Annotated in this window: 19 protein-coding genes; 12 read left to right on the forward strand and 7 right to left on the reverse strand. The window is 60.4% G+C overall.

The features are described from left to right. Position 1 precedes the first annotated feature (1 nt). From rpsD to bfr, 5 genes are all read left to right on the forward strand, one after another. Complete coding sequence (rpsD, locus tag GIW79_RS16450; protein WP_003176404.1) at positions 2–622, forward strand: 30S ribosomal protein S4; 621 nt, start codon at positions 2–4, stop codon at positions 620–622. 22 nt (positions 623–644) lie between these two features. Next, positions 645–1646 carry a DNA-directed RNA polymerase subunit alpha gene (locus GIW79_RS16455; protein WP_003176403.1) on the forward strand — a complete coding sequence of 334 codons (1002 nt, stop codon included), beginning with the start codon at positions 645–647 and terminating at the stop codon, positions 1644–1646. A gap of 41 nt (positions 1647–1687) precedes the next feature. Then, positions 1688–2074 (forward strand): 50S ribosomal protein L17, encoded by a 387-nt coding sequence (gene rplQ, locus GIW79_RS16460; RefSeq protein ID WP_003176402.1) that lies wholly within the window; start codon positions 1688–1690, stop codon positions 2072–2074. Positions 2075–2311: 237 nt separating this feature from the next. Continuing rightward, on the forward strand, positions 2312–3760 hold the full coding sequence (locus GIW79_RS16465; protein ID WP_060764009.1) for a catalase: 1449 nt from the start codon (positions 2312–2314) through the stop codon (positions 3758–3760). A gap of 155 nt (positions 3761–3915) precedes the next feature. Further along, on the forward strand, positions 3916–4380 hold the full coding sequence (bfr, locus tag GIW79_RS16470) for a bacterioferritin (protein ID WP_003176400.1): 465 nt from the start codon (positions 3916–3918) through the stop codon (positions 4378–4380). A 66-nt stretch (positions 4381–4446) separates the two neighbouring features. Here the strand turns inward: bfr and uvrA are convergent, their stop codons facing one another. Next, complete coding sequence (uvrA, locus tag GIW79_RS16475) at positions 4447–7281, reverse strand: excinuclease ABC subunit UvrA (protein ID WP_054918198.1); 2835 nt, start codon at positions 7279–7281, stop codon at positions 4447–4449. Positions 7282–7459: 178 nt separating this feature from the next. On the opposite strand from uvrA, the gene GIW79_RS16480 reads away from it, so the two are divergent. The 3 genes from GIW79_RS16480 to tam all read left to right on the forward strand — a co-directional run bounded on the left by GIW79_RS16480 (position 7460) and on the right by tam (position 10326). Then, the gene (locus tag GIW79_RS16480) at positions 7460–8854 is read left to right on the forward strand and encodes an MFS transporter (RefSeq protein WP_014720149.1); all 1395 of its coding nucleotides are present in this window, start codon (positions 7460–7462) and stop codon (positions 8852–8854) included. A gap of 9 nt (positions 8855–8863) precedes the next feature. Next, on the forward strand, positions 8864–9379 hold the full coding sequence (locus GIW79_RS16485) for a single-stranded DNA-binding protein (protein WP_003232445.1): 516 nt from the start codon (positions 8864–8866) through the stop codon (positions 9377–9379). A 185-nt stretch (positions 9380–9564) separates the two neighbouring features. Beyond that, positions 9565–10326, forward strand: coding sequence for a trans-aconitate 2-methyltransferase (gene tam, locus GIW79_RS16490; RefSeq protein ID WP_054896951.1), 762 nt, complete (start codon positions 9565–9567; stop codon positions 10324–10326). A 21-nt stretch (positions 10327–10347) separates the two neighbouring features. On the opposite strand, the gene GIW79_RS16495 is transcribed toward tam, so the two are convergent. Beyond that, positions 10348–10911, reverse strand: a complete 564-nt coding sequence (locus tag GIW79_RS16495) for a cysteine hydrolase family protein (RefSeq protein ID WP_057975594.1) — start codon at positions 10909–10911, stop codon at positions 10348–10350. A 96-nt stretch (positions 10912–11007) separates the two neighbouring features. Here GIW79_RS16495 and GIW79_RS16500 point away from each other — a divergent pair, with 96 nt between their 5' ends. From GIW79_RS16500 to GIW79_RS16510, 3 genes are all read left to right on the forward strand, one after another. Then, positions 11008–11979, forward strand: coding sequence for a GlxA family transcriptional regulator (locus GIW79_RS16500; protein ID WP_054918190.1), 972 nt, complete (start codon positions 11008–11010; stop codon positions 11977–11979). 169 nt (positions 11980–12148) lie between these two features. Next, positions 12149–13258 (forward strand): DUF3182 family protein, encoded by a 1110-nt coding sequence (locus GIW79_RS16505; protein WP_054918189.1) that lies wholly within the window; start codon positions 12149–12151, stop codon positions 13256–13258. After that, positions 13248–14003: an alpha/beta hydrolase family protein gene (locus GIW79_RS16510; RefSeq protein WP_019818878.1), complete on the forward strand. Its 756-nt coding sequence runs from the start codon at positions 13248–13250 to the stop codon at positions 14001–14003. The genes GIW79_RS16505 and GIW79_RS16510 overlap by 11 nt, the downstream gene beginning before the upstream one ends. Positions 14004–14115: 112 nt before the next feature. Here GIW79_RS16510 and GIW79_RS16515 read toward each other — a convergent pair whose 3' ends face one another. The 4 genes from GIW79_RS16515 to GIW79_RS16530 are packed head-to-tail and all read right to left on the reverse strand — an operon-like array spanning position 14116 to position 18029. Next, positions 14116–15081 carry a lysylphosphatidylglycerol synthase domain-containing protein gene (locus tag GIW79_RS16515; RefSeq protein WP_054896947.1) on the reverse strand — a complete coding sequence of 322 codons (966 nt, stop codon included), beginning with the start codon at positions 15079–15081 and terminating at the stop codon, positions 14116–14118. Continuing rightward, entirely contained in the window at positions 15071–16333 is a 1263-nt protein-coding gene (clsB, locus tag GIW79_RS16520; protein WP_236452980.1) for a cardiolipin synthase ClsB, read from the reverse strand. The genes GIW79_RS16515 and clsB overlap by 11 nt, the downstream gene beginning before the upstream one ends. After that, entirely contained in the window at positions 16330–17106 is a 777-nt protein-coding gene (locus tag GIW79_RS16525; protein ID WP_236452990.1) for an endonuclease/exonuclease/phosphatase family protein, read from the reverse strand. The genes clsB and GIW79_RS16525 overlap by 4 nt, the downstream gene beginning before the upstream one ends. Next, positions 17103–18029: a DUF72 domain-containing protein gene (locus GIW79_RS16530; protein WP_236452999.1), complete on the reverse strand. Its 927-nt coding sequence runs from the start codon at positions 18027–18029 to the stop codon at positions 17103–17105. Before GIW79_RS16530 ends, GIW79_RS16525 begins: the two co-directional genes overlap by 4 nt. Before the next feature lie 188 nt (positions 18030–18217). Here GIW79_RS16530 and GIW79_RS16535 point away from each other — a divergent pair, with 188 nt between their 5' ends. Then, a complete protein-coding gene (locus GIW79_RS16535; protein ID WP_236453001.1) occupies positions 18218–20308 on the forward strand; it encodes a mechanosensitive ion channel family protein in 2091 nt (696 codons plus the stop codon). A gap of 107 nt (positions 20309–20415) precedes the next feature. On the opposite strand, the gene GIW79_RS16540 is transcribed toward GIW79_RS16535, so the two are convergent. Beyond that, positions 20416–24663, reverse strand: a complete 4248-nt coding sequence (locus GIW79_RS16540) for a DEAD/DEAH box helicase (protein WP_236453002.1) — start codon at positions 24661–24663, stop codon at positions 20416–20418. Positions 24664–24797: the final 134 nt, after the last annotated feature.

Raw genomic sequence — 24797 nt, forward strand, 5'->3', positions numbered from 1 at the left:
AATGGCTCGTTACATTGGTCCAAAATGCAAACTCGCTCGTCGCGAAGGCACCGATCTCTTCCTGAAGAGCGGCGTGCGCGCGATCGAATCGAAGTGCAACATTGAAGCAGCACCTGGTATCCACGGCCAACGCCGCGGTCGCCAGTCCGACTACGGCACCCAACTGCGTGAAAAGCAGAAGGTCCGTCGTATCTACGGCGTTCTCGAGCGTCAGTTCAGCGGCTACTACAAAGAAGCTGCTGGTAAGAAAGGTGCAACCGGTGAAAACCTGCTGCAACTGCTCGAATGCCGTTTGGACAACGTTGTATACCGTATGGGCTTTGGTTCGACTCGTGCCGAATCCCGTCAGCTGGTATCGCACAAGTCGATCAGCGTTAACGGTCAGACCGTAAACGTTCCGTCCTACCAGGTTCGTGCTGGTGACGTGGTCGCAGTTCGCGAGAAAGCAAAAAACCAACTTCGCATTGTCCAAGCTCTCGATCTGTGTGCCCAACGTGGCCGCGTAGAATGGGTAGAAGTAGACACTGAGAAGAAGTCGGGCGTTTTCAAGAACGTTCCTGCTCGCAGTGATCTGTCCGCCGACATCAACGAAAGCCTGATTGTCGAGCTCTACTCCAAGTAAGGGCTAGAAAATAGGTGCATCCATGCAGATTTCGGTAAATGAGTTCCTGACACCCCGCCACATTGATGTGCAGGTTGTCAGTCCAACCCGCGCCAAAATTACTCTCGAGCCTCTCGAGCGTGGTTTTGGCCACACCCTGGGCAACGCGCTGCGCCGCATCCTGTTGTCCTCAATGCCCGGCTGTGCAGTAGTCGAGGCCGAGATTGACGGTGTGCTCCACGAGTACAGCGCCATCGAAGGTGTACAGGAAGACGTAATTGAAATCCTGTTGAACCTTAAAGGTCTGGCTATCAAGCTGCACGGCCGTGACGAAGTTACGCTGACCTTGTCGAAGAAGGGTTCGGGGGTGGTTACCGCTGCCGATATTCAGCTGGATCATGATGTCGAGATCGTTAACCCCGATCACGTAATCGCTAACCTGGCGTCTAACGGCGCCCTGAACATGAAGCTCACTGTAGCTCGTGGTCGTGGTTATGAACCGGCCGACTCGCGTCAGAGCGATGAAGACGAAAGCCGCAGCATTGGTCGCTTGCAGCTTGACTCTTCGTTCAGCCCGGTTCGCCGTATCGCATACGTGGTGGAAAACGCCCGTGTCGAGCAGCGTACTAACCTGGACAAGCTGGTTATTGATCTGGAAACCAACGGTACCCTGGATCCTGAAGAGGCTATCCGCCGCGCTGCAACCATTCTGCAACAGCAGTTGGCTGCGTTCGTCGACCTCAAAGGTGACAGCGAACCAGTGGTAATCGAGCAGGAAGACGAGATCGATCCGATCCTGCTTCGCCCGGTTGACGATCTGGAACTGACTGTACGTTCGGCTAACTGCCTTAAGGCGGAAAACATTTACTACATCGGTGACCTGATCCAGCGCACCGAAGTAGAACTGTTGAAGACTCCGAACCTGGGCAAGAAATCCTTGACTGAAATCAAGGACGTTCTGGCCTCCCGCGGTCTGTCCCTCGGCATGCGCCTCGACAACTGGCCGCCTGCAAGTCTTAAGAAGGACGACAAGGCGACTGCCTGATCGTCGTAATCACCGAACGTGAGTTTGGTAAGGAATGAACCATGCGTCATCGTAAAAGTGGTCGTCACCTGAGCCGTACCAGCTCGCACCGCAAGGCCATGTTCCAAAACATGGCGGTGTCGCTGTTCGAGCACGAGCTGATCAAAACTACACTGCCGAAAGCTAAAGAACTGCGTCGCGTTGCTGAGCCGCTGATCACTTTGGCCAAGACAGACAGCCTGGCTAACCGCCGTCTGGCTTTCGACCGTACTCGTTCGAAAGCTATCGTTGGTAAGCTCTTCAACGACCTGGGCAAGCGTTACGCTACCCGTGAGGGCGGCTACCTGCGCATCCTCAAGTGCGGTTTCCGCGCTGGCGACAACGCGCCTATGGCGTACGTCGAGTTGGTTGATCGTGCTACTGCTGGCGAAGCTGTAAGCGCCGAGTAATACGACAAGCTGCAACGAAGAACCGGGCCTAGTGCCCGGTTTTTTGTGCGCGTAACAAAAGCGCGTTGCGTACAAGAATCTTCAGGCGACACGCTTCACTATGAGCGTCGGGCATGTTGGTAGTTATTTTCTATTGAAGCCTACAATTTAATGAATTTGTAGGTGTCATGTGGATGGTCAATACTCCCTCCAAGCCGATTAGCCGGCAGTTTCAAGCCCGACCTGAGGAAGATGCGCATGAGCCAGAATAAAGTCCTTACCACCGCCAGCGGCGCGCCCGTTGCGGACAATCAGAACTCACGTTCCGCCGGCCCTCGTGGCCCCTTGCTGCTCGACGATTTTCACCTGATCGAGAAGCTCGCTCACTTCAACCGTGAAAATATCCCTGAGCGTCGCGTGCACGCCAAAGGTTCGGGTGCCTTCGGGACCTTCACGGTGACAAAAGACATTACCCAATACACCAGCGCCAAATTGTTCGAGTCCGTTGGCAAGCAGACCCCTACGTTCCTGCGTTTCTCCACGGTAGGTGGAGAGCGCGGTTCGGCCGACACAGAGCGCGATCCACGTGGCTTCGCCTTGAAGTTCTACACCGAGGAAGGCAACTGGGACATCGTCGGTAACAACACCCCTGTGTTCTTTATCCGTGATCCGCTGAAGTTCCCGGACTTTATCCACACCCAGAAACGCCTGCCGCAGAGCAACCTGAAAAGCGCGCAGATGATGTGGGACTTCTGGTCGCACTCACCAGAGGCGCTGCATCAGGTCACCATTCTGTTTTCGGACCGTGGCATCCCGGACGGCTATCGCCACATGCATGGTTTCGGCAGCCACACTTACAGTCTGATCAATGCCCAGGGCGAGCGTCATTGGGTGAAGTGGCACTACAAGACCAAGCAAGGCATCAAGAACCTGGCGCCGGCCGAGGCTGCCCGCTTGGCGGGTACCGATCCTGACTACGCCCAGCGCGATCTGTTTGGTGCAATCGAGCGCGGTGACTTCCCCAAATGGCGCGTGTGCATCCAGATCATGACCGAGGCACAGGCGAATGCCCATTACGAGAACCCGTTTGATGTGACCAAGACCTGGTCGCAAAAAGAGTTCCCGTTGATTGAAGTGGGTGAGCTGGAGCTCAACCGTAATCCGCAGAACTACTTCGCAGAAGTTGAGCAGGCTGCATTTGGCCCAAGCAACATGGTCCCAGGCGTTGGCCTGTCGCCAGACCGTATGCTCCAAGGTCGGGTGTTCGCCTACGCCGATGCTCACCGCTACCGTGTGGGTACCAACCACCAGCAACTGCCGGTGAACGCGCCACGTAGCCCGGTTAACAGCTACCAGCGTGACGGTTCCATGGCTTTTGGCAGCAATGGTGGGGCGGGTCCGAACTACGAGCCAAACAGCTATGCCGACGCACCAAAACAAGCCCCGCAATATGCAGAGCCAGCACTGGCCCTGAGCGGCGCCGCCGATCGTTACGATCACCGCGAAGATACGGACTACTACAGCCACGCCGGTGCGCTGTTCCGTCTGATGAATGATGAGCAAAAAGCGTTGCTCACCAATAACATCGCGGGCGCAATGGCTGGGGTTTCCAGCGATGTGGTCCAGCGTCAACTGCAGCACTTCTATAAGGCCGACCCGGCTTATGGAGAAGCAATTGCAAAGGCATTGGGTGTATCGCTTAACTGACTCTAAACGATAAGCAGAACCGCCCTCATTTGGGCGGTTTTTGCGTTATTTAAGCTACTTTTCTCCGGAAATCTTCACTTTTCTGCCGTTTGTCCCGTGACCTTCAAGTCAGCATGGTTCAAACTACAGTCTTTCAAGCAGGGAGATGTAGGGCGATGCAAGGTCACCCCGACGTAATCGATTACCTCAACACGTTGCTGACGGGCGAACTGGCAGCTCGTGACCAATATTTCATCCATTCGCGTATGTACGAAGACTGGGGCTTTACCGAGCTCTATGAGCGTATCAACCACGAAATGGAAGAAGAGGCACAGCACGCTGACGCCCTGATGCGCCGCATTCTGATGCTCGAAGGCACGCCGCGTATGCGTCCTGATGATCTGGACGTGGGTACCACAGTGCCAGACATGCTCGCTGCCGATCTTCGCCTTGAGTACAAGGTACGTGCCGCACTCTGCAAGGGCATCGAGCTTTGCGAACAGCACAACGACTATGTCACCCGCGAAATATTGCGGGTGCAGTTGAATGACACCGAAGAAGATCACACCTACTGGCTGGAAAAGCAGTTGGGCCTGATCAAGTTGATCGGCCTGGAGAATTACCTGCAATCGCAGTTCTGATTCCCGGTTACAAAAAGCCCCTGTCACCGCAAAGTGGCAGGGGCTTTTTATTGGGCGATGAAAAAATCAGGCCCTGTCGCGTTCCAGCAACGGTTTCAAGTAGTAACCGGTGTGCGATTGAGGCATTTCGGAAACCTGCTCCGGAGTGCCCACTGCGATGATCTGGCCACCCTTAGAACCACCTTCTGGCCCCAGGTCTACCAGCCAGTCGGCAGTCTTGATCACATCAAGGTTGTGCTCGATCACCACCACGGTATTGCCGTGGTCCCGCAAGCGGTGCAGTACGTCCAGCAACTGCTGGATATCCGCGAAGTGCAGGCCAGTGGTCGGCTCATCGAGGATATACAAGGTTTTGCCGGTATCACGCTTGGACAGCTCGCGAGACAGCTTGACCCGCTGCGCCTCGCCACCCGACAGCGTGGTCGCTGACTGCCCCAGCTTGATGTACGACAGGCCCACATCCATCAGCGTCTGCAGCTTGCGCGCCAGCGCCGGCACTGCGTCGAAGAACTCGCGAGCTTCCTCGATCGTCATTTCCAAGGTCTCGTGGATGCTCTTGCCCTTGTACTTGATCTCCAGGGTCTCGCGGTTGTAGCGCTTGCTCTTGCACACATCGCACGGCACGTAGATGTCCGGCAGGAAGTGCATTTCCACCTTGATCAGGCCATCGCCCTGGCACGCTTCACAGCGGCCGCCCTTGACGTTGAACGAGAAGCGGCCCGGCCCATAACCCCGTGAGCGCGACTCTGGCACGCCAGCGAACAACTCACGGATAGGGGTAAACAGCCCGGTGTAGGTGGCTGGGTTGGAGCGAGGCGTACGCCCAATCGGGCTCTGGTCGATGTCGACCACCTTGTCCAGATGTTCCAGGCCCTTGATGCTGTCGTGAGCCGCCGCTTCCAGGGTGGTCGCGCCATTCAGGGCGGTGGCACTCAGTGGGAACAGGGTGTTGTTGATCAGCGTCGACTTGCCCGAACCGGAAACACCGGTCACGCAGGTCAGCAGGCCCAGCGGAATCTCCAGGTCGACATTGCGCAGGTTGTTCCCGCGCGCGCCCTTGAGATGCAGCGCCATCTTCTTGTTACGCGGCGTTCGCTTGGCGGGTACTTCAATCTTCACACGCCCCGACAAGTATTTGCCGGTCAGTGAATCAGGATGTGCCATCACCTCGGCAGGCGTGCCTTCAGCAACGATATGGCCACCATGCACGCCCGCGCCGGGGCCGATATCGACCACGTAGTCCGCCAGGCGGATAGCGTCTTCATCATGCTCCACCACGATCACGGTATTGCCGATATCGCGCAGGTGTTTCAGCGTGCCCAGCAGGCGGTCGTTATCTCGTTGGTGCAAGCCAATCGACGGCTCGTCGAGGATATACAGCACGCCCACAAGGCCCGCGCCGATCTGGCTGGCCAGGCGAATGCGCTGTGCCTCACCGCCAGACAGGGTATCGGCACTGCGGTCCAGCGACAGATAGTCCAGGCCCACGTTGACCAGGAACTGCAACCGCTCGCGAATCTCCTTGAGGATCTTGTCGGCAATTTCGCCACGACGACCGGTCAGCTTCAGCACGCCAAAGTATTCACAGGCATCGCCGATCGGCAGGTTGGTTACTGCAGGCAAGGTCTTCTCGCCCACCCATACATGCCGGGCTTCACGGCGCAGGCGCGTGCCACGGCAATCCGGGCATGGCTGTGTGCTGAGGAACTTCGCCAGCTCCTCGCGCACGCTCGCCGATTCGGTTTCGCGGTAACGGCGTTCCAGGTTCGGCACGATGCCTTCGAACGGGTGCGAGCGCTTGACGATATCACCGCGATCGTTCAGGTATTTGAAGTCGACATTCTGCGAACCGCTGCCATTTAGAATGACCTTCTGCTGGTCTGCCGGGAGTTGGTTGAACGGTACTTCCAGGCTGAACTTGTAGTGGGAGGCCAACGACCCAAGCATCTGGAAGTAGTAGACGTTACGTCTGTCCCATCCGCGTATCGCCCCCTCGGCCAGGGTCAGGTCACCATTGACCAGGCGCTTGATATCGAAAAACTGCTTCACACCCAGGCCGTCGCAAGTCGGGCAGGCGCCGGCCGGGTTGTTGAAGGAAAACAGCTTGGGTTCCAGCTCACTGATGGCATGGCCACAGATCGGGCACGCAAAGCGCGCGGAGAAGATGATCTCTTCGCCCGGCTCGTCATCCATCGGCGCTACCAGGGCAATGCCATCGGCCAGCTTCAGCGCGGTTTCGAACGATTCCGCCAAACGCTGCTGCAAGTCGGCACGCACCTTGAATCGGTCGACCACCACATCAATGGAGTGCTTTTTCTGCTTGTCCAGCTTCGGCGCTTCGTCCAGCTCATAGAGCTTGCCGTTGATGCGCGCACGTACAAAGCCCTGGGCACGCAGCTCTTCGAAGACCGACAGGTGTTCGCCCTTGCGCTCGCGAATGACAGGCGCCAGCAGCATCAGCTTGGCGCCTTCGGGCTGGGCCAGCACCAGGTCGACCATCTGGCTGACGGTCTGAGCTTCCAGGGGGATATCGTGGTCCGGGCAGCGGGGGATACCCACGCGTGCGTAGAGCAGGCGCAGGTAGTCGTAGATCTCGGTAATGGTACCCACGGTGGAGCGCGGGTTGTGGGACGTGGATTTCTGCTCGATGGAAATAGCCGGCGACAGGCCTTCAATGGTGTCGACATCGGGCTTTTCCATCATCGACAGGAACTGCCGGGCGTAGGCCGACAGGGATTCCACATAGCGGCGCTGACCTTCGGCATACAGCGTGTCGAACGCCAGGGACGATTTGCCGGAGCCGGACAAGCCGGTGATGACGATCAGTTTGTCCCGGGGCAGGGTCAGGTCGATGTTCTTCAGGTTGTGGGTTCTAGCCCCACGAATCAGGATCTTGTCCAAGATGGCCTCGCACGGCGGGCGTAAATGATGCCGGAGTATACGGCTAAAGACTGGATGAATATACACTGTCAAAACGCCGCCTGCAGCCTTACATGAAAGCTGCGCGGCAAAGCGCCGCATATACCCTCTCAATCGATGGGACTGGTAGAATCGCCGCCGGTTCACACGAGGTTTTTCCATGCACGATCCCCACAGCGAACGCATGAGTAGCGGCGAGACCCGAGCGGCAAGCGGGCTGGCCCTGGTGTTCGCCTTCCGTATGCTGGGCATGTTTATGGTGTTGCCAGTGCTGGCCACCTATGGGATGGATCTCGCAGGTGCGACCCCCGCCTTGATCGGCCTGGCGATTGGTGCCTATGGCCTGACCCAGGCGATTTTCCAGATCCCGTTCGGGATTATTTCCGACCGCATTGGCCGTCGCCCGGTGATCTATCTCGGGCTGATCGTATTCGCCCTTGGCAGTGTGCTAGCGGCCCAATCCGATTCGATCTGGGGCGTGATCGCCGGCCGCATCCTGCAGGGCGCCGGTGCGATTTCCGCCGCCGTGATGGCGCTGCTGTCGGACCTGACCCGCGAACAACACCGCACCAAGGCCATGGCGATGATCGGCATGACCATCGGCCTGTCGTTTGCCGTGGCCATGGTGGTCGGGCCCTTGCTCACGCGCGCGTTCGGCTTGCATGGGCTGTTCCTGGCCACGGGCGGCATGGCGTTGTTTGGCATCCTGATCGTTGCCTTTATGGTGCCGCGCTCCACCGGTACCCTGCAGCATCGTGAATCGGGCGTCGCACGCAAGGCGTTGCTTCCCACGCTCAAGCACCCGGACTTGCTGCGCCTGGATTTAGGTATCTTCGTATTACACGCCATGCTGATGTGCAGCTTCGTCGCCTTGCCCCTGGCCCTGGTGGAAAAAGCCGGCCTGCCCAAGGAACAGCACTGGTGGGTCTACCTCACTGCGCTGTTGATTTCGTTCTTCGCCATGATCCCGTTCATCATCTATGGCGAGAAGAAACGCAAAATGAAACGAGTTTTACTCGGCGCCGTCGCGACATTGATGCTCACTGAACTATTCTTCTGGCAGTTCGGCGACAGCCTGCGAGCATTGGTGATCGGTACGGTGGTGTTTTTCACCGCCTTCAACCTGCTCGAAGCGTCGTTGCCGTCATTGATCAGTAAAGTTTCACCGGCAGGCGGCAAGGGCACGGCCATGGGGGTGTATTCCACCAGCCAGTTCCTGGGTTCCGCGTTGGGCGGCATCATGGGCGGCTGGATGTTCCAGCATGGCGGTTTGTCGGTTGTGTTCCTCGGATGCGCCGGGCTGGCTGCACTTTGGCTGGTCTTTGCTGTTACCATGCGCGAACCTCCCTACGTCACCAGTCTGCGTTTGCCGCTATCGCCCGAGGCGATCCGCGAAGCCGGCCTGGTAGAGCGCCTGAAGGCTGTCGTAGGGGTAACGGATGCAGTCGTGGTCGCTGAAGAGGCGGCCATTTACATCAAATTGGACACCGAATTATTGGATCGCGCGACGCTCGAGCAACTGGTCAACCCAGTGCCGACAGCGCGCCCAGCCTAGGAGAACGTTATGGCCCGTGGGGTTAACAAAGTCATATTGGTCGGTACTTGCGGCCAGGATCCCGAAGTTCGCTACTTGCCTAACGGTAACGCCGTGACCAACCTGAGCCTGGCGACCAGCGAACAGTGGACCGACAAGCAGACCGGCCAGAAGGTCGAGAAGACCGAATGGCACCGCGTGTCGATGTTCGGCAAGGTTGCGGAGATCGCCGGTGAATACCTGCGCAAAGGTTCGCAGGTGTACATCGAAGGCAAACTGCAAACCCGCGAGTGGGAAAAAGACGGCATCAAGCGTTACACCACCGAAATCGTGGTCGACATGCAAGGCACCATGCAACTGCTGGGCGGCCGTCCACAGGGCGACCAACAGGGCCAGGGCGGCATGTCCAACTCGGCACCGCGCCCACAGCAGTCGCGTCCGCAGCCAAGCCAGCAGCCACAGCGTGAGTCGCGCCCAGCACCACAACAGGCTGCTCCGCAACCGGCTCCGGATTTCGACAGCTTTGATGACGATATCCCGTTCTAAGGTCCAAGACCGACCCTGAACAAACAAAACCCCCGATAGCGAAAGCATCGGGGGTTTTTTATGGTCGACGTGCAGGCGTCGCGCGCGGGGTGCCTTTGTACAGGCAGCACACCAACCCCAGCATTTGTTCTCATGGCTCACAAGATTTAGGCTGGCGCCACCTCTAACAAAGAAGGAAGGCTGTGATGACCTGGTCCGCCAAGCAGTACACGATGTTCGAACAGCAGCGCACTCGCCCCGTCCGTGACCTGGTTGCGGCAATTCCCAACACCGACGTGGGCACCGCAGTCGACCTGGGGTGCGGGCCGGGAAACTCCACTGAAGTGCTGGCCGAGCGTTTCCCCCAAGCGCACGTCACTGGCATGGACAGCTCCGATGACATGTTGGCAGACGCCCGCAAGCGCCTGCCCAGGTTGAACTTCGAGCTGGCGGACATCGGCGCCTGGCATCCTGCGCAACGCTTGGATGTGATTCTGGCCAATGCCTCGCTGCAATGGCTGCCCGACCACGCCACGCTCTACCCGCATTTGGTCCACCAACTGAACCCAGGCGGTACGCTGGCGGTGCAAACCCCGGACAACCTTGACGAGCCCGCTCATCGCCTGGCCCGAGAAGTCGCGGCCGATGGCCCATGGTCGGCAAAGATAGGGGCGGTCAAACACAATGAACGGCACACCGCCAGTTACTACTACGAACTGCTGAGCAAGCATTGCAGTACCGTGGACGTGTGGCGCACCACCTATCAACACCCCTTGGCGGACCACGCGGCGGTGGTGGAGTGGTTCAAGGCTTCGGCATTGCGGCCTTTTCTTGCGCCGTTGACGGACGATGAAAAAGCCGCCTTCCTGCAGCAATACCAGGCGCGAATTACCCAGGCTTATCCAGCCCTGGCCGATGGCACGGTGTTGTTGCCCTTTCCGCGGCTGTTCATCATTGCCACACGCTAAAGCGATCAGCCCAGGTGGCGGTCACGCAGCCGCTGCTTGGGCTTTCAGATATTCCTCTGCCGACACTACACCCGCATAGCCAAATGCCAGGGAGGCCATGTACGCCCCGTGCACCTGTGCCGCCGGAATCACCTGGCCGTTGAATTCCTGGTCGCGGGTCGCGCAGGCGTCATGGATCACCGTAACCTTGTAGCCCAGGTCCGCTGCCGCCCGCACCACGGCGTCAACGCACATATGGCTCATGCTACCCACCACCACCACCTCGGTGATGCTGCGCTGTTCCAGCAGTTCGCGCAGGTTGGTTTGGCGAAACGCATTCACGAAGTGTTTGAGCACCACCGGTTCATCGCCCTCGTTGAGCACCTTGGCATGCAAATGCGCGCCTTCGGAGCCCGGTGTGAAGAACGGTGCGTCGTCGCCAGCGAACTCATGCCGTACATGAATCACCGCATCGCCTGCCTGCCGAAACGCCTGGAGCACCTGCGCCGCCTTATCCGCTGCGGCTTCCACGCCGTCGAGCGGCCACTTGCCCTGGGGGAAGTAGTCGTTCTGGATATCGATTAGGATGAGCGCCTGCTTGGCCATGTGTGTTGCCTCGTGATGGGTTGATGGGCCTAGTATCTTAGCTGGCGATCACACCGAGAATTGGCTGCACCGACAATAACAGGGGGAAAACTGACAATGGCCGCGCAACGCAGCACTGTCGAGCTGGGTGTGTTGATCTACCAGGGCGCGCAACTCGCCGCAGTCCACGGGCTGACCGACCTGTTCGGGGTCGCTAACCGCATCGCCGCCGAGCATGAATCTGCGCAGTTACCGCTGCTGCGGGTCAGCCACTGGCAGGTAGATGCCCACGGCACGCCCGCGCGCACGTTCGACAGCCACCCAGGCCCCGAGCAACCGATGATGGCCGTGTTGGTGCCGCCCTCAATTGCAGAGTTCACCGAAGACCAGGCGCCGCCTGCGCTGCTGGAATGGCTGCGCCTGCAACATGCGGGCGGCACCGTGCTGGGCGGCGTGTGCATCGGCTCGATCATGCTGGCGCGCAGCGGCCTGTTGGATGGCCGCAGTGCCACCACCCACTGGTCCTCCGCGAAGTCTTTTGCGGCCTGTTACCCGGCGGTGCGACTGGAAGCGGATAAACCTATTGTCGATGACGGCGACCTGATCACCTCCGCTGGGCTGATGGCCTGGTCGGAGCTGGGCCTGCGCCTGGTCGATCGGCTTATGGGGCCGAGCATTGCAGCTGACACTGCGCGCTTTCTGGTGATCGAGCACAGCGCCAGTGCCAGCCAGTGCGGTAGCAACTTTGCGCCGATTCTCAGGCATGGTGATGGTGCGGTCCTCAAGGTCCAGCATTGGCTGCAGGCCAGTGGCGCGGTGGATGTGTCCGTGGCGGCGATGGCGCAGGAGGCGAACCTGGAGGAGCGCACGTTCTTGCGCCGCTTTCGCAACGCCACCGGGCTGAAACCCACCGAGTACTGTCAGCATCTGCGAGTCGGCAAGGCGCGGCAGATGCTGGAGTTCACCAACGGCACGATCGATCACATTGCCTGGACCGTGGGCTATCAGGACCCCAGCGCCTTTCGCGCCATCTTCAAGAAAATCACCGGCCTGTCCCCCAGCGATTACCGCAACCGCTTCGGGGTTTGAATCGTGCAGAACGCCGCAGGCTTCTCCCCGGGTCGTGCAGAATAAAACAGGCTAACGGCCATCACTTTTTGCGCAACTGATTGATTTAACAGCTCTTCCCTCAATCCCAGCGTTGGCCTGATCCATGCAACCTCACTGCTACACAAAGGTTGATAGAAAAGGGGACCGCATGACCCCCATAAGTCGCAAGAAGTTGGTGGTCGCCCACTCCATGCGAGAGGGTGCGCCCCTGCATGAAATTGAGACCAACCGCGCCCTCGCACGCTGGCTCGCGCAGATCCTGGGGCTCAAGTTCGGTGGCAGTTACGACCCGGCCCTGCATGCGGGTCGGGAATTGTATCTGCTGCCCACGCAAACCCTGGTCGGGCCAGCCCAAGCGCACCAGCTCAATATCAAGGGGCCACAAGATCTGTGGGGCGGCTATGTCGATCACGCGTTCATCTGCACCAAAGCCATCAGTCACGGGCTGCTGAGTCCCGAGGCCAAGGCGCCCGAAGGCTGGTCGCCGTCATTCTGCGAGCGTGTGCGTGACGTGGTGTTGGACGGTGTGAGTGTGTTCGCCCTTGAGGATGCACGGCCTGCCGCGACCCGCTTGCTCTACAGCGGCCCGATTCGTCTGAAACCCGTAAATGCCTGTGCAGGGCGGGGGCAGGAAGTTATCCACAGCCTGGATGAGTTCGACGCGATAGTGGCGCGCCCGGAAGCGGCCCGAATGTTCAATGAAGGTGTGGTGCTGGAACAAGACCTGCACGCGGTGGTCACCCACAGTGTGGGCCAGAGCTTTATCGGCGCTCACCTCTTCAGCTACTGCGGCGAGCAGCACCTGACGCAAGACGGGCAGGGGGAAGAGGTCTACGGCGGTTCCGATCTGCTGGTCGTCCCCGGTGATTACGCTGCCCTGCTCAAACTGGATCTGCCTGAAGACGTGCGTGAGGCCATCGAACAGGCGCTGGTTTTCGACCGTGCTGCGAATGAGGCCTACCCAGGCTTCTTCGCCTCGCGCCGCAACTACGACATCGCCCAAGGCCTGGACAGCACAGGCCAGCGCCGCAGTGGTGTGCTCGAACAATCCTGGCGCATGGGCGGGGCCAGCAGCGCGGAAGTCGCGGCGTTGCAGAGTTTTATCAACCATCCGGGCCTTAAAGCCATCCGTGTGTCCTCGGTAGAAACCTATGTAGACCAGGCGCTGCCGGCGGATGCCATCGAGGTATACCGAGGCCCGGCCGAAAACAGCGACTTTCTACTCAAGTATGTGACGGTCAAGACTTATGACGGCTAGAAGCGAGAGCATCACCATCGATATAGACGACGAACAGATGAGCGGGACATTCCTCAGTCCCAAGTCCAAAGTGCCCGGCGTATTGTTCGTGCACGGCTGGGGCGGCAGCCAGGAGCGCGACCTGGAGCGGGCCAAAGGCATCGCAGGCCTTGGATGTGTATGCCTGACCTTCGACCTGCGTGGCCATGCTGGCACCGGCATCCCCTTGTCCCGCGTCACCCGCGAAGACAACCTGCGCGACCTGTTGGCCGCTTACGATCGCCTGCTGTCCCACCCGGCTATCGACACCTCGGCGGTGGCAGTGGTGGGCACCAGTTATGGCGGGTACCTCGCGGCGATCCTCACCTCATTGCGCCCGGTACGTTGGCTGGCGCTGCGAGTGCCGGCGCTGTACCGCGACCAGGAATGGCTCAAGCCCAAGCGCGACTTGGATAAAGCCGACCTGATGGATTACCGCGGCACCCTCGTGCACGCCGAAACCAACCGCGCCCTGCATGCCTGCGCGCAATTTACCGGCGATGTGCTGATTGTCGAATCGGAAACCGACGACCATGTGCCCCACGCCACCATCATGAGTTACCGCGCAGCGTGCCAGCAGACCCATTCGCTGACCCACCGCATCATCGACGGCGCCGACCATTCCCTGAGCGACCCGGTGTCGCAGCAGGCGTACACCTCGATCCTGGTGGACTGGATTACCGAGATGGTGGTGGGGGAGCGGTTGAGCATCATTCAGGCCCGATAGTCGTTGCCCTTGTGATCGCTATCGCGGGCAAGCCTGGCACCACCTTGGAATGCATTCCCCTGTGGGAGCCGGGCTTGCCCGCGATAGCGATTCAACAGTCACCACCGCCTCATCAGGCTGTCTTCTTCACTCGCAACGCCTTGGCCTTGGCCTCCACCCCCAAATACATCACCAGTGCAATCAACAACGGGCAGATAAAATAAATCGCCCTGTACGCGATCAGCCCGGCCAGCAAACTCCCCCGCGACGCCTCATGCTGCAACAGCGCAATGAACACCGCCTCCAACACCCCCAACCCGGCGGGGATATGGGTGACCACCCCGGCAATCGCACTGATCAACAGCACGCCCAGCACCAGTGGGTAATCCAGTTTGGCCGGCAGCAAGGTAAAGATCACCGCGGCCATCAATGACCAGTTCAACGCACCCAGGGCCAACTGCAAACAGGCCATGCGCAACGACGGCAAGTTGATCTCGATACCGCGAATCGACCACGCACGCTTTTTCGAAAACCGGCACGCCGCCAGGTAGCCCAGGCTCGCGATCACCAATAACACCCCGACGCCTTGCAAGGCGCCGCTGCTGAGCTTCCAGCCTGGCGGCAGGGTCACCAACCCGCTGCTGAATACCACCCCGGCCAACGCCATATAGCCGAACCAATTGGTGGCCAGGCTCAGGCCGAGGATCTTGGCGATATTGCTGGTGCTCACGCCCAGGCGTGAATACAGCCGATACCGCATGGCGATGCCGCCGACCCAGGCGCTGAGGTTGAGGTTGAACGCGTAGCTGATGATGCCCACCGGCAATATCTGCTTCCAACGCAATGGCTGGCGAATGTAGGTGCGGCCGATCAAATCGAAGCAGGCATAGACGATAAAACTGCACAGCGTCAGCGCGCCGGCGATGAACAATGTGCGTAGCTTGAACTCGCTCAGGGTCTGGAACACTTCGCTCCAGTCGATGCGCCGGGCGAGCAGGGTAAACAACACGATCAGCAGCACGAAGAACGCAATCGTCAGCGGTTTCTTCCAGCGCTTGAACCCAGAGGCTTGCGTTTGGGGGCGGGCTTCAGACGTCATGGGGCGTGGCCTCAAAAGGTTTCAAGCGCGGTTTGTGGGCCGGCAACCAACTGGCCAGTACCGGGAAATGGCGCATCACATGAAACACCAGGAAACCCACGGTCAAGCGCCAGAGCCACAGGCGTGGCTTGCGCTTTTCCGGCATGGTCTGGCAATGATTGTGGGCGAGGGCTTCCAGGCGTTCGTAGAGCTGCTGATTGAAAGCCCGGTCGCGAATCAGCACATTGGCCTCCAGGTTTAATGCCAGGCTGAGTGGGTCCAGGTTGCTCGAACCGACGGTGCTCCATTCGTCATCCACCAGCGCCACCTTGCCGTGCAGTGGGCGTTGGCAGTATTCGTGAATCACCACGCCATCCTTGAGCAGATAGTCATAGAGCATGCGCGCGGCCAGTTTTGCCAACAGCACGTCGGGCTGGCCCTGCATGATCAATTGCACCTGCACGCCACGGCGCGCCGCGTTACGGATCTCGCGAAGCAGGCGATAGCCGGGGAAGAAGTACGCGTTGGCGATCACCACCCGCTGCCGGGCCTGGCTCAACGCATGGATATACGCGTCTTCGATGTCGTCACGATGCTGGATATTGTCGCGGTAGATCAGGCGTACCAGGCCGTCGCCTGGCTCGTTCGTCCAGGGTGAAGGCCGCTGCTGGCGCCGCCGCCAACCGCGACGGCTGCGCACCTGGCGGCCACTTTGGGCAAGGGCGAAATGGTGCAGGTCGGCCACGGCCGGGCCGATCACCTGCACGGCGTAATCCTGCTTGGCTTCGGGGCCGAAATCCGCCAAATGGTCAGCAGAAAAATTGATCCCGCCGATAAACGCCACGCGGGCATCCACCACCACAATCTTGCGGTGCAGGCGGCGAAACCAGTTAGTGCGTATGCCGAAGGTCTTGGGCGCCGGGTCGAACATTTGCACCATCACCCCGGCTTCGGCCAACTCCCGCAGGAAGCCCGGGCTCAGCTCGCCGCAACCAAAACCGTCGAGGCTGACCACCACCTTTACCCCACGCTTGGCCGCCTCGATGAGGATGCTGTGCAGCTCAAAGCCGACCTTGTCTTCAAAAAGGATGAAGGTCTCCAGCAGGATCTCGCGCTCGGCGCTGCGCAATGCCTCGAACACGGCAGGAAAGTACGCCTCGCCGTTCTCCAGCAACGCCACCTGGTTGCCGCTCTGCCAGCCGTAATCCAGATCTCGCGCCTTGCTGTCATCTGGCGGTTGGTCTGTGGCGATATGGTCTACCGCAACGTTCATAGCTCAACCTCCACCGACAGCGGCACATGGTCTGATAAATGGGACCAGGGGCGAGTGGTGAGCACGCGAGGGTTGTGCACCGTCAGGTTGCGCACATAAATGCGGTCCAGCGGCAGCAACGGCAGGCGTGCCGGGAAGGTGCGCGCCGGTTTGCCAAGGGTGTGCATGAACACTTCCTGCAAACCGCTTTGGCTCAGGTCGGCTTTTTGCCGCCAGTCGTTGAAATCGCCAGCGACCACCAACGGCGCATCGGCGGGAATCTCGCTGATACGTTGTTCCAGCAAGCGCAATTGTTGTTGGCGATGCACCTCGCGCAAGCCCAGGTGGATGCAGATCGCGTGCACCTGCTGACCGCTGCCCGGCAGGCGCAGCACGCAATGCAGTAGGCCACGGTTTTCATGGCCGCTTTGTGAAATGTCGAGGTTGTCGTAGCGGATGATCTGGAATTTCGACAGCAGTGCATTGCCATGGTCGCCATGGGGGTACACCGCATTGCGCCCATAGGCAAATTGCGGCCAGATGCTGTCGGCCAGGAATTCATACTGCGGCATTTTTGGCCAGTCGCTGTAGCGCTGGGGATGACGTTCGTGGGTGCCATGGATCTCCTGCAAGAACACCATGTCTGCGCCCACGCTGCGCACCGCTTCACGCAGCTCGGGCAAGATGAAGCGGCGATTCAGTGCGGTGAAACCCTTGTGGATATTAACCGTCAGCACCGTGAAACGGGTGATGGCGGTGGTCCGCGGGGTGGGGATCAGCTCTGGATGCGTCATGGCAATACTCCTGGTTCCGGCAGCCGGCCAGGTTCGGTGAGCAGGTGTTGGTCCAGCCCGAAACGTTGCAGCAATTGGCGTGCATCGAAGGGGGCGCGAACTTTGATGTCGTTGTCGAAAAAGCAGAACACATCGCGCTGTTTACGTCTGCGGGGTGTGTGGTGCGGGTCGACGAGGTGTGCATCGGCTGGCTGCTTGCCATGGGCCCAGCGCTCGATACGGTCACCCCAGCGCTGGAGCGCTTCGGCGCTATAACCGCTGGCGTATAACTGCTTGTCGCCGTGCAAGCGCAGGTACATGAAGTTAGCGGTCACGTCTTCCATGTACGGCCACTTGCCGGCAGTGTCCGCGACCACCAGCGCCACACCGTGCTTATCCAGCAATTGGATGAACTCCGGCACGGCAAAACTCTTGTTGCGAATCTCCACGGCATGGCGCAAAGGCTTCTTGGCATAGGCCTTCATGCTCGCCTTGCCGTTCAGGCGTGGCTCATGCTGGCGGGCGAGGGCGGCTGCCTGCTGGGTATCGGTAGGTAATTCAGCCAAAAAGGTTTCGAACAGCGTGGCGTCGAATTTGAAGCTGGGCGGAAACTGCCAGAGGATGGGGCCGAGTTTTTCTTTGAGTTCCAGCACGCCGGAAGCGAAGAAATTCGCCATCGGCTTGTGCACGTCCCGCAGGCGCAGGATATGCGTGATGAAACGGGGCGCCTTGACACTGAACAGGAAACCTTCGGGCGTATCGGCATACCACTCGGCGTAGCGCTTGGGGGTTTGCAGCGCGTAGAACGAGCCGTTGATTTCGATGCTGTTGACGGCGCGTGACGCAAACTGCAACTCGCGTTTCTGGGTCAGCCCTTCGGGGTAAAAGTCCCCGCGCCAGGGCGTGTAGCGCCAGCCGGAAATGCCGATGTGAATCGCCGCCATGTTTACTCCCGTGGATGGTGGGTGAGGTGACCTCCGTTATGGGATGACTGCGCTATTTGGCTGAAAGTTTCCACATTCCTACAGGCGGTAATAGGGGTGAAATGCGGGAGGGGCATTGCAAATGCAGGGAACGATAAAGGCCCCAGCTCGTCAGTTCCTTACAGACCCTGCTGAAGGAGCTTGCTGTTTTGCTGAATTTAAAGACTGCATTACTGCTCGGCGCGCTGCTGCTCTGCGGCAATGGCGCATTGCAGGCCGCGGCCTCTGCGCCTGCTGCCGACACACCGGCCAAGCCGGAGCTGCTGGTGGAGGGCGGGTTGCTCGGGGCCATCAGCTCCAGCATCGACGACGTGCAGAACAAGCTCGACCTCGACCAGAACCTCATCGACGCCTGGCGCCTGCGTGCTGATCGCGCCGCAGACGAAGTCGGACGCCTGGTAGACCAGACAGCCGCACGCTCGCCCTGGAGCGTGGCCGGCGATTTCCTGCTGTTGTCCGGCGTGTGGGCCGGTGCCTTTACCCTGTTGACGATGCTTGGGCGTCTGGTTGTGCAACGCACGAGCCGCCGCCCGTTCCTTGCGCGGCGTCAACGGCTGCAAGGCTTGCTGGGCTATGTGGTGCCCTACACGATTCCAGCGCTGATCTGCCTGCCGCTGACCCTTTATGTCAGTCACTTTTTACCTGCGTCTGTCGGCCGAGCCCTGGCACTGTGTTTTGCCTACGCCACCAGCAGTGGCATCTTTTCCACCTCGCTGTTGCTGTGCGTCATTGTCATGTTCAACGTCGGGCACAAGCGGTCTGCCGTGCAGATCATTCGTGACTATTGCCCCAAGCCGCTGTTCCTGATCGGCTTTCTCGCGGCCCTCAGCGATGCGCTGACCAGCCCGCAAATCGCTCGTCAGTTGGGCGGCAATATCACCAGCAGCATCGCCGTGTTTACCGGCCTGTTTGCCGCAGTCATCTTTGGCGTGCTGGTGGTACGCCTGCGGCGGCCGGTGGCCCATTTGATCCGCAATCGGCCGTTGGCCCAGCGTCTCAAACATCCAGCATTGCAACAGTCGCTGCGGGTGTTTTCCGGGCTCTGGTACTGGCCGATTCTGTTGATGGTGCTGGTGTCGGTGGTCAACCTGATCGGTGCCGGTGACGACAACCAAGAGGCCCTGCGCTGCGCGTTGCTCACCACCTTGTTACTGATCGGCACGGTGTTTCTCAGCACCGTGCTGCAACACCTGTTCAAGTCCCGCAGCCAGGTATCGATCCAACGCAGCAGTGCCTACAAGGAACGCTTCCTGAGTTTGCTGCACGCAATTTTGCGTATCGTCATGGCCATCGCGTTTATCGAGATACTCGGGCGTATCTGGGGCGTTTCGCTGTTCGAATTCGCCCAGCGCAACTCGGTGGGCCGGGCCATCAGTGATTCCCTCAGCAGCATCGGCCTGATCCTGTTGGTGACCTGGCTGTTCTGGGTGGTGCTCGACACCGCGATCCAGGAAGCCCTCAAACCACCGGTGAATAAGCGCTCCAGTCGTCAGCCCAGTACCCGGGTCAAAACCATCCTGCCGCTGCTGCGCAATGCAGTGAAGATCATCCTGGTGGTGATCTGCGCGATCACCACCATGGCCAATCTGGGCATCAATGTCGCGCCGTTGCTGGCGGGCGCCGGGGTGGTGGGACTGGCGATCGGTTTCGGTTCCCAGCAACTGGTGCAGGACGTGATTACTGGCCTGTTCATCATTATCGAAGACACCCTGTCCATCGGCGATTGGGTGGTGCTCGACTCTGGTCACGCCGGCACCGTGGAGGGCCTGACCATCCGCACCCTGCGCCTGCGTGACGGCAAGGGGTTTGTGCATTCGGTGCCGTTCGGGCAGATCAAGGCGGTCACCAACCAGTCCCGTCAATTTGCCTATGCCTTCTTCTCGGTGCAGTTCACCTACGACACTGACGTGGACAGGGCCGTGGAGCTAATCCGCGAGGCCGGCCAGTCGATTCGCGACGATGTGTTCCTCAAGTACAACCTGCAAGGGCCGTTGGAAGTGTTCGGGGTGGACAAGATGGACCTCAATGGCGTGGTGCTCACGGCGCAGTTCCGCACGGTTTCGGGTGGCCAATACGCAGTCAGCCGTGCGTTTAATCAGCGTTTGAAAAAGCTTGTGGATAACTGTGATGAGGTGCATTTTGCGCAAACTTATCCACAGCAGGTGTTGTTGCCTAAGCGTGTGGCACAGGAGCATGAGCAGGATGCGGTGGTGTTGACGGAGCAGCCCAGGTCTCAATGATGAAGGTGGCTGTTCTGGCCCCATCGGGAGCAAGCCCCTCCCACATTGAGATTTGTGAACACGTTTCAAGTGTGGGAGGGGGCTTGCTCCCGATGAGGCCCTCAAGGTCAGCGCCTGATCAACTTCTCCTGCACCGCTTGCTGATCCATCTCCAACAAAACCTGCTGCTTGCCCCCTACCATCACCGCCGCCGGCACCCCATCACGGTACACAACCCGATTACCGCTTACCGCTGGCACCTTGGCTCCCGGTAACAGCGTGCCGACAAGATTCAACGGATCCGCCCCACACACCGCAATTAAACTCCCATCATGGGGCCGCCGCCGCACCTCGCGCAGCAACGGTATCGCCTCCGGCAATGCAAACTGCTCTCCCGCCAACCCACTGACAAACCGCCCGCCACGGATCTCGCCTCGCGCCTCCAACCGATGGAAGGTGCGCAGCAACTCGCGCCAACTCGGTAACCAATCCGCCTCGCGCTCCAGCAGCCGCCAGAACACCACGCCATAGCGGCGCAGCAGGGTCATCGCCACATGCTCCAGGGTCTCGGCCGTATGCGCGCCGGCGGCGGTCGCCGAGCGGCGAACCAAGGCCCAACGCCCGGCGTCGTCCATACCGCCGACAAACGCCCCGCGCCCACGTCGACTGCTGCGCGCCTGGCGTTTGCTCGCGGGGGTGGTCAAGGCGCGCAGGCCGGCGAAGCTGTCAGCATTCACCAAGCCGGCGCCTACCAATTCCTGCAAGGCTGTCTCCAACTCGCTGGGCAGCAAATGGGCCTCGTGTACCAGTTCATCGAAAAACAGCGCGCCATGCTCGCGCAGGGCCAGGTGGACCTTCTGCGTCTTGGGCGACAACGTGGTGCTGTCGGTAGGCTCGGTCAGCCCGCTCCACAACGCTACCTGGCTACGGGGGAGCAAAACCACCGGGGTGCTGCGCAATGCCATGGCGCCGGCCTTGTTGCTCAGGCGCGTCCAGACCAGCTTGCCGCTGCGGCACAGGTCATCGAGCCAGGTCGATGAGTAATCCTTGATGCGGGCGCTGAGCAGGTCTGTGTCCCAGGCTGACGTGGCAGCGGCATAGCCTTCGAACTGGCCGACGATTTGCGGCAACACGGCGCTGCCCTGGCCGCGGGTGCTGTGGGACAGGTGTTGCCAATCGAACAGAAAGCGCATGAAATCCTGCAATGCCACCGGCTCGATTTCCCGGCGCAGGCGCTTGACCGTGTAGCGATGAATGCGCGCCAGCAAATGACGTTCGCACCATTGTTCTTCACCCACGCCGGGGCTGAAGTGACCGCGCAGCACGTAGCCTTCTTGTTCCAGGCGTGCCAGGGCCTGGGTAAGCGCCACCACCGGTAATGCCAGGGGCGCTGCGATCTCGACCAGGGTCAGTGGGCCAAAACCACTGAGGCGCGCACGTAGCACTTCCACCAGCGCTTCATCAAAGGACCAGGGCTCATCGAACCCCGGCAGCAACGGCAGATCGTTGGGATACAGCGCCTGCAAACAATTCAAGCGCTCTACGGCGCCCCACATTCCATTGGGCAACTGATAGGCCCGCCCGGCCTTGCGCAAGGCCTGCAACCATTGGGCCCATTGCGGCGTAACTTCGCCCGCTGCGATGCACGCCAGGCTCATCAACGCTTCATGCATTTCATCCAGGCCATTGGGCGCCGGCCAGGCTTCTTCGCGTACACCGGCGATGGCGTCGGCATCCAGGGCGCCCAAGTCGTCGGTGCTCTGCGGGTCGCTCCAGCGTCGGTTGAGCACGGCCTGGGTGCGGCGCTCTTCCAGGGGGGCGTCGTCGAGGAAGGTATAGGGTTTAGCGCTGAGGATTTCTGCGGCCATGGGCGAGGGCGCGGGCAGGTCGCGGCTGATCAACCGCACGTCGCCGCGTTCCATGCGCCGCAGCAGCGCCAGCCAGGCGTCGCTGTCCATAGCCTCGTGCAGGCAGTCGTCGAGGGTTTGCTCCACCAGCGGGTGGTTGGGGATTTCGCGTTCGCCGGAGAGGTTTTCCAGGCAGGCGATCTGGTCGGGAAATACGCTGGCGATCAGGTCTTCGCTCTTCATGCGCTGGATCTGCGGCGCCACCTTGCGCCCGCCGGTATAACGCGGCAGCGCCAGGGCCACGCCGGCATTCCAGCGCCAGCGCACACCGAACAGTGGCGCATCCAGCACGGCCTGGATCAGGATGTGCTCGGCACTGTTGCTGTTGAGGTAACGCCACACCTCATCCAGCGCGAAGCTGTGACTGGTGGACAACGACAGCACGATGGCATTTTCACTGGCCGCCGCTTGCAACTCGAAATTGAAGGTACGGCAAAAGCGCTTGCGCAAGGCCAGGCCCCAGGCGCGGTTGATGCGGCTGCCAAACGGCGTGTGGATGATCAGTTGGGTGCCGCCGGACGCATCGAAAAACCGTTCCATGATCAATGTGTCCTGGGACGGCAAGGCGCTCAGGGCCTGGCGCGACCGGGCGAGGTAATCCAACAGTTGGTCGGCGCTGGCGACATTGAGACCCAGGGTGCCGGTAAGCCGGTCGAGGGCCGGTTGCAGGTCGCCGGGCGTGGCGCCGAGCAAGCTGTCCAATTGCCCTTGCAAGCGGGCCACGGCCACCGATAACTCGTTGCTGCGCCCGGGCGCTTCACCCAACCAGAACGGAATGGTCGGGGGGCGGCCCTGGGCGTCTTCGACCCGCACCTTGCCGGCTTCGACACGCAGGATGCGATAGGAGGTATTGCCGAGCTGGAAGATATCCCCGGCGATGCTTTCCACCGCAAAGTCTTCGTTGACGCTGCCGATATTCAGGCTTTGCGGCTCCAGCAACACGCTGTAGTCGGCGTTGTCGGGGATCGTGCCGCCGCTGGTTACCGCCGTGAGCCTGGCGCCACGGCGGCCGCGCAGGGTGTGGGCCACGGCGTCGCGGTGCAGGTAGGCGCTGCGCATGCCCTGGCGGCCGTTGTAGCCCTCGCTGAGCATCTGCAAAAGGGCCTGGTAGTGGCGTTCATCCAGTTCGGCGTAAGGCGCGGCGCGGTGGATAAGCGCCAGCAGCGCCTGTTCCGGCCATTCCTGGGCGCTGACCTCGGCGATGATCTGCTGGGCCAGTACATCGAGCGGTGCCACCGGAATATGCAAGGTATCCAGCTCTCCACGGCGCACGCAGTCGAGCAGCGCGGCGCACTCGATCAGGTCGTCGCGGGTGGTGGCAAACAGGCGCCCCTTGGGCGTGCCGCCGACCTGGTGCCCGGAACGGCCGACCCGTTGCAGGAAGCCGTTGATGGAACCGGGTGAGCCGATCTGGCACACCAGGTCCACTTCGCCGATATCAATCCCCAGCTCCAGGGACGCCGTGGCGATCAACACTTGCAGTTCGCCGGCCTTGAGGCGCTGTTCGGCATCCAGGCGCATCTCCTTGGCCAGACTGCCGTGGTGAGCGGCCACGGCGGTCTTGCCCAGGCGCTCGCTCAAGTGCCGGGCCAGGCGTTCGGCCAGGCGTCGGGTATTGACGAATACCAGGGTGGTGCGGTGTTCACGGGCCAATTGCGCGAGGCGATCGTAGACCAACTCCCACACGTCGTTGGCCATCACCGCCGAGAGCGGCACCGGCGGCACTTCGATCGCCAGGTCACGGGGGCGGGCGTGGCCGATATCCACAATGGCGCAATCACGTTCGGTGCCAACTAAAAAGCGTGCGACGGCTTCGATGGGTTTTTGCGTGGCCGACAAGCCGATACGGGTCAATGGCTCGGCACACAGCCCTTGCAGGCGCTCCAGGCTCAAGGCCAAGTGGCTGCCGCGCTTGCCAGCGGCGATGGCGTGGATCTCATCGACGATCACCGTACGTGTGCTGGCGAGCATGTGCCGGCCGGAATCCGAGCCAAGCAGCACGTAGAGCGATTCAGGAGTGGTTACCAGGATATGCGGTGCGCGTTTGCGCATCTGGGCGCGGTCTTTTTGCGGGGTGTCGCCGGTGCGCACAGCGGTGCGGATTACCAGCGGCGGCAGCCCCCGTTTCTCTAGATGTTCGGTAATGCCGGCCAGCGGGTTTTGCAGGTTGATCTGGATATCGTTGGATAGCGCCTTGAGCGGCGACACATACACCACCAGGGTTTGGTCCGGCAGTTCGCCGCCGTTGGCCAGGCCTTGGTGCACCAGGTCGTCCAGCACCGCCAGGAAGGCCGTCAGCGTCTTGCCGGAGCCGGTGGGCGCGGCGATCAGCGTCGAGCGGCGCTGGCGGATCAACGGCCACGCCTGGGCCTGGGCGTTGGTCACCGAAGGAAAGGTACTACGGAACCAAGTGCTGACGGCGGGGTGAAAGCCGTGCAAACCCTTGTCCGTTGATTCGGGAAGGTTCATTCACCCTATATGCAACCGGCGGGGCCAAGTTGCAACCCCGCACTTTATCCGTGACGGTTGCGCTACAAACCCGCAAAATGCAACGATTCTGGCAACTACCTACGGCAAGGCGCACATGCCTGTCGATAATAACC

Source organism: Pseudomonas sp. PA-7-1E (assembly GCF_021605325.1).
Classification (GTDB): domain Bacteria; phylum Pseudomonadota; class Gammaproteobacteria; order Pseudomonadales; family Pseudomonadaceae; genus Aquipseudomonas; species Aquipseudomonas fluorescens_BV.

Coding starts and splice junctions, on each gene's coding strand:
- rpsD (WP_003176404.1), top strand. CDS start 2: ATGGCTCGTTACATTGGTCCAAAATGCAAACTCGCTCGTCGCGAAGGC.
- GIW79_RS16455 (WP_003176403.1), top strand. CDS start 645: ATGCAGATTTCGGTAAATGAGTTCCTGACACCCCGCCACATTGATGTG.
- rplQ (WP_003176402.1), top strand. CDS start 1,688: ATGCGTCATCGTAAAAGTGGTCGTCACCTGAGCCGTACCAGCTCGCAC.
- GIW79_RS16465 (WP_060764009.1), top strand. CDS start 2,312: ATGAGCCAGAATAAAGTCCTTACCACCGCCAGCGGCGCGCCCGTTGCG.
- bfr (WP_003176400.1), top strand. CDS start 3,916: ATGCAAGGTCACCCCGACGTAATCGATTACCTCAACACGTTGCTGACG.
- GIW79_RS16480 (WP_014720149.1), top strand. CDS start 7,460: ATGCACGATCCCCACAGCGAACGCATGAGTAGCGGCGAGACCCGAGCG.
- GIW79_RS16485 (WP_003232445.1), top strand. CDS start 8,864: ATGGCCCGTGGGGTTAACAAAGTCATATTGGTCGGTACTTGCGGCCAG.
- tam (WP_054896951.1), top strand. CDS start 9,565: ATGACCTGGTCCGCCAAGCAGTACACGATGTTCGAACAGCAGCGCACT.
- GIW79_RS16495 (WP_057975594.1), bottom strand. CDS start 10,911: ATGGCCAAGCAGGCGCTCATCCTAATCGATATCCAGAACGACTACTTC.
- GIW79_RS16500 (WP_054918190.1), top strand. CDS start 11,008: ATGGCCGCGCAACGCAGCACTGTCGAGCTGGGTGTGTTGATCTACCAG.
- GIW79_RS16505 (WP_054918189.1), top strand. CDS start 12,149: ATGACCCCCATAAGTCGCAAGAAGTTGGTGGTCGCCCACTCCATGCGA.
- GIW79_RS16510 (WP_019818878.1), top strand. CDS start 13,248: ATGACGGCTAGAAGCGAGAGCATCACCATCGATATAGACGACGAACAG.
- GIW79_RS16515 (WP_054896947.1), bottom strand. CDS start 15,081: ATGACGTCTGAAGCCCGCCCCCAAACGCAAGCCTCTGGGTTCAAGCGC.
- clsB (WP_236452980.1), bottom strand. CDS start 16,333: ATGAACGTTGCGGTAGACCATATCGCCACAGACCAACCGCCAGATGAC.
- GIW79_RS16525 (WP_236452990.1), bottom strand. CDS start 17,106: ATGACGCATCCAGAGCTGATCCCCACCCCGCGGACCACCGCCATCACC.
- GIW79_RS16530 (WP_236452999.1), bottom strand. CDS start 18,029: ATGGCGGCGATTCACATCGGCATTTCCGGCTGGCGCTACACGCCCTGG.
- GIW79_RS16540 (WP_236453002.1), bottom strand. CDS start 24,663: ATGAACCTTCCCGAATCAACGGACAAGGGTTTGCACGGCTTTCACCCC.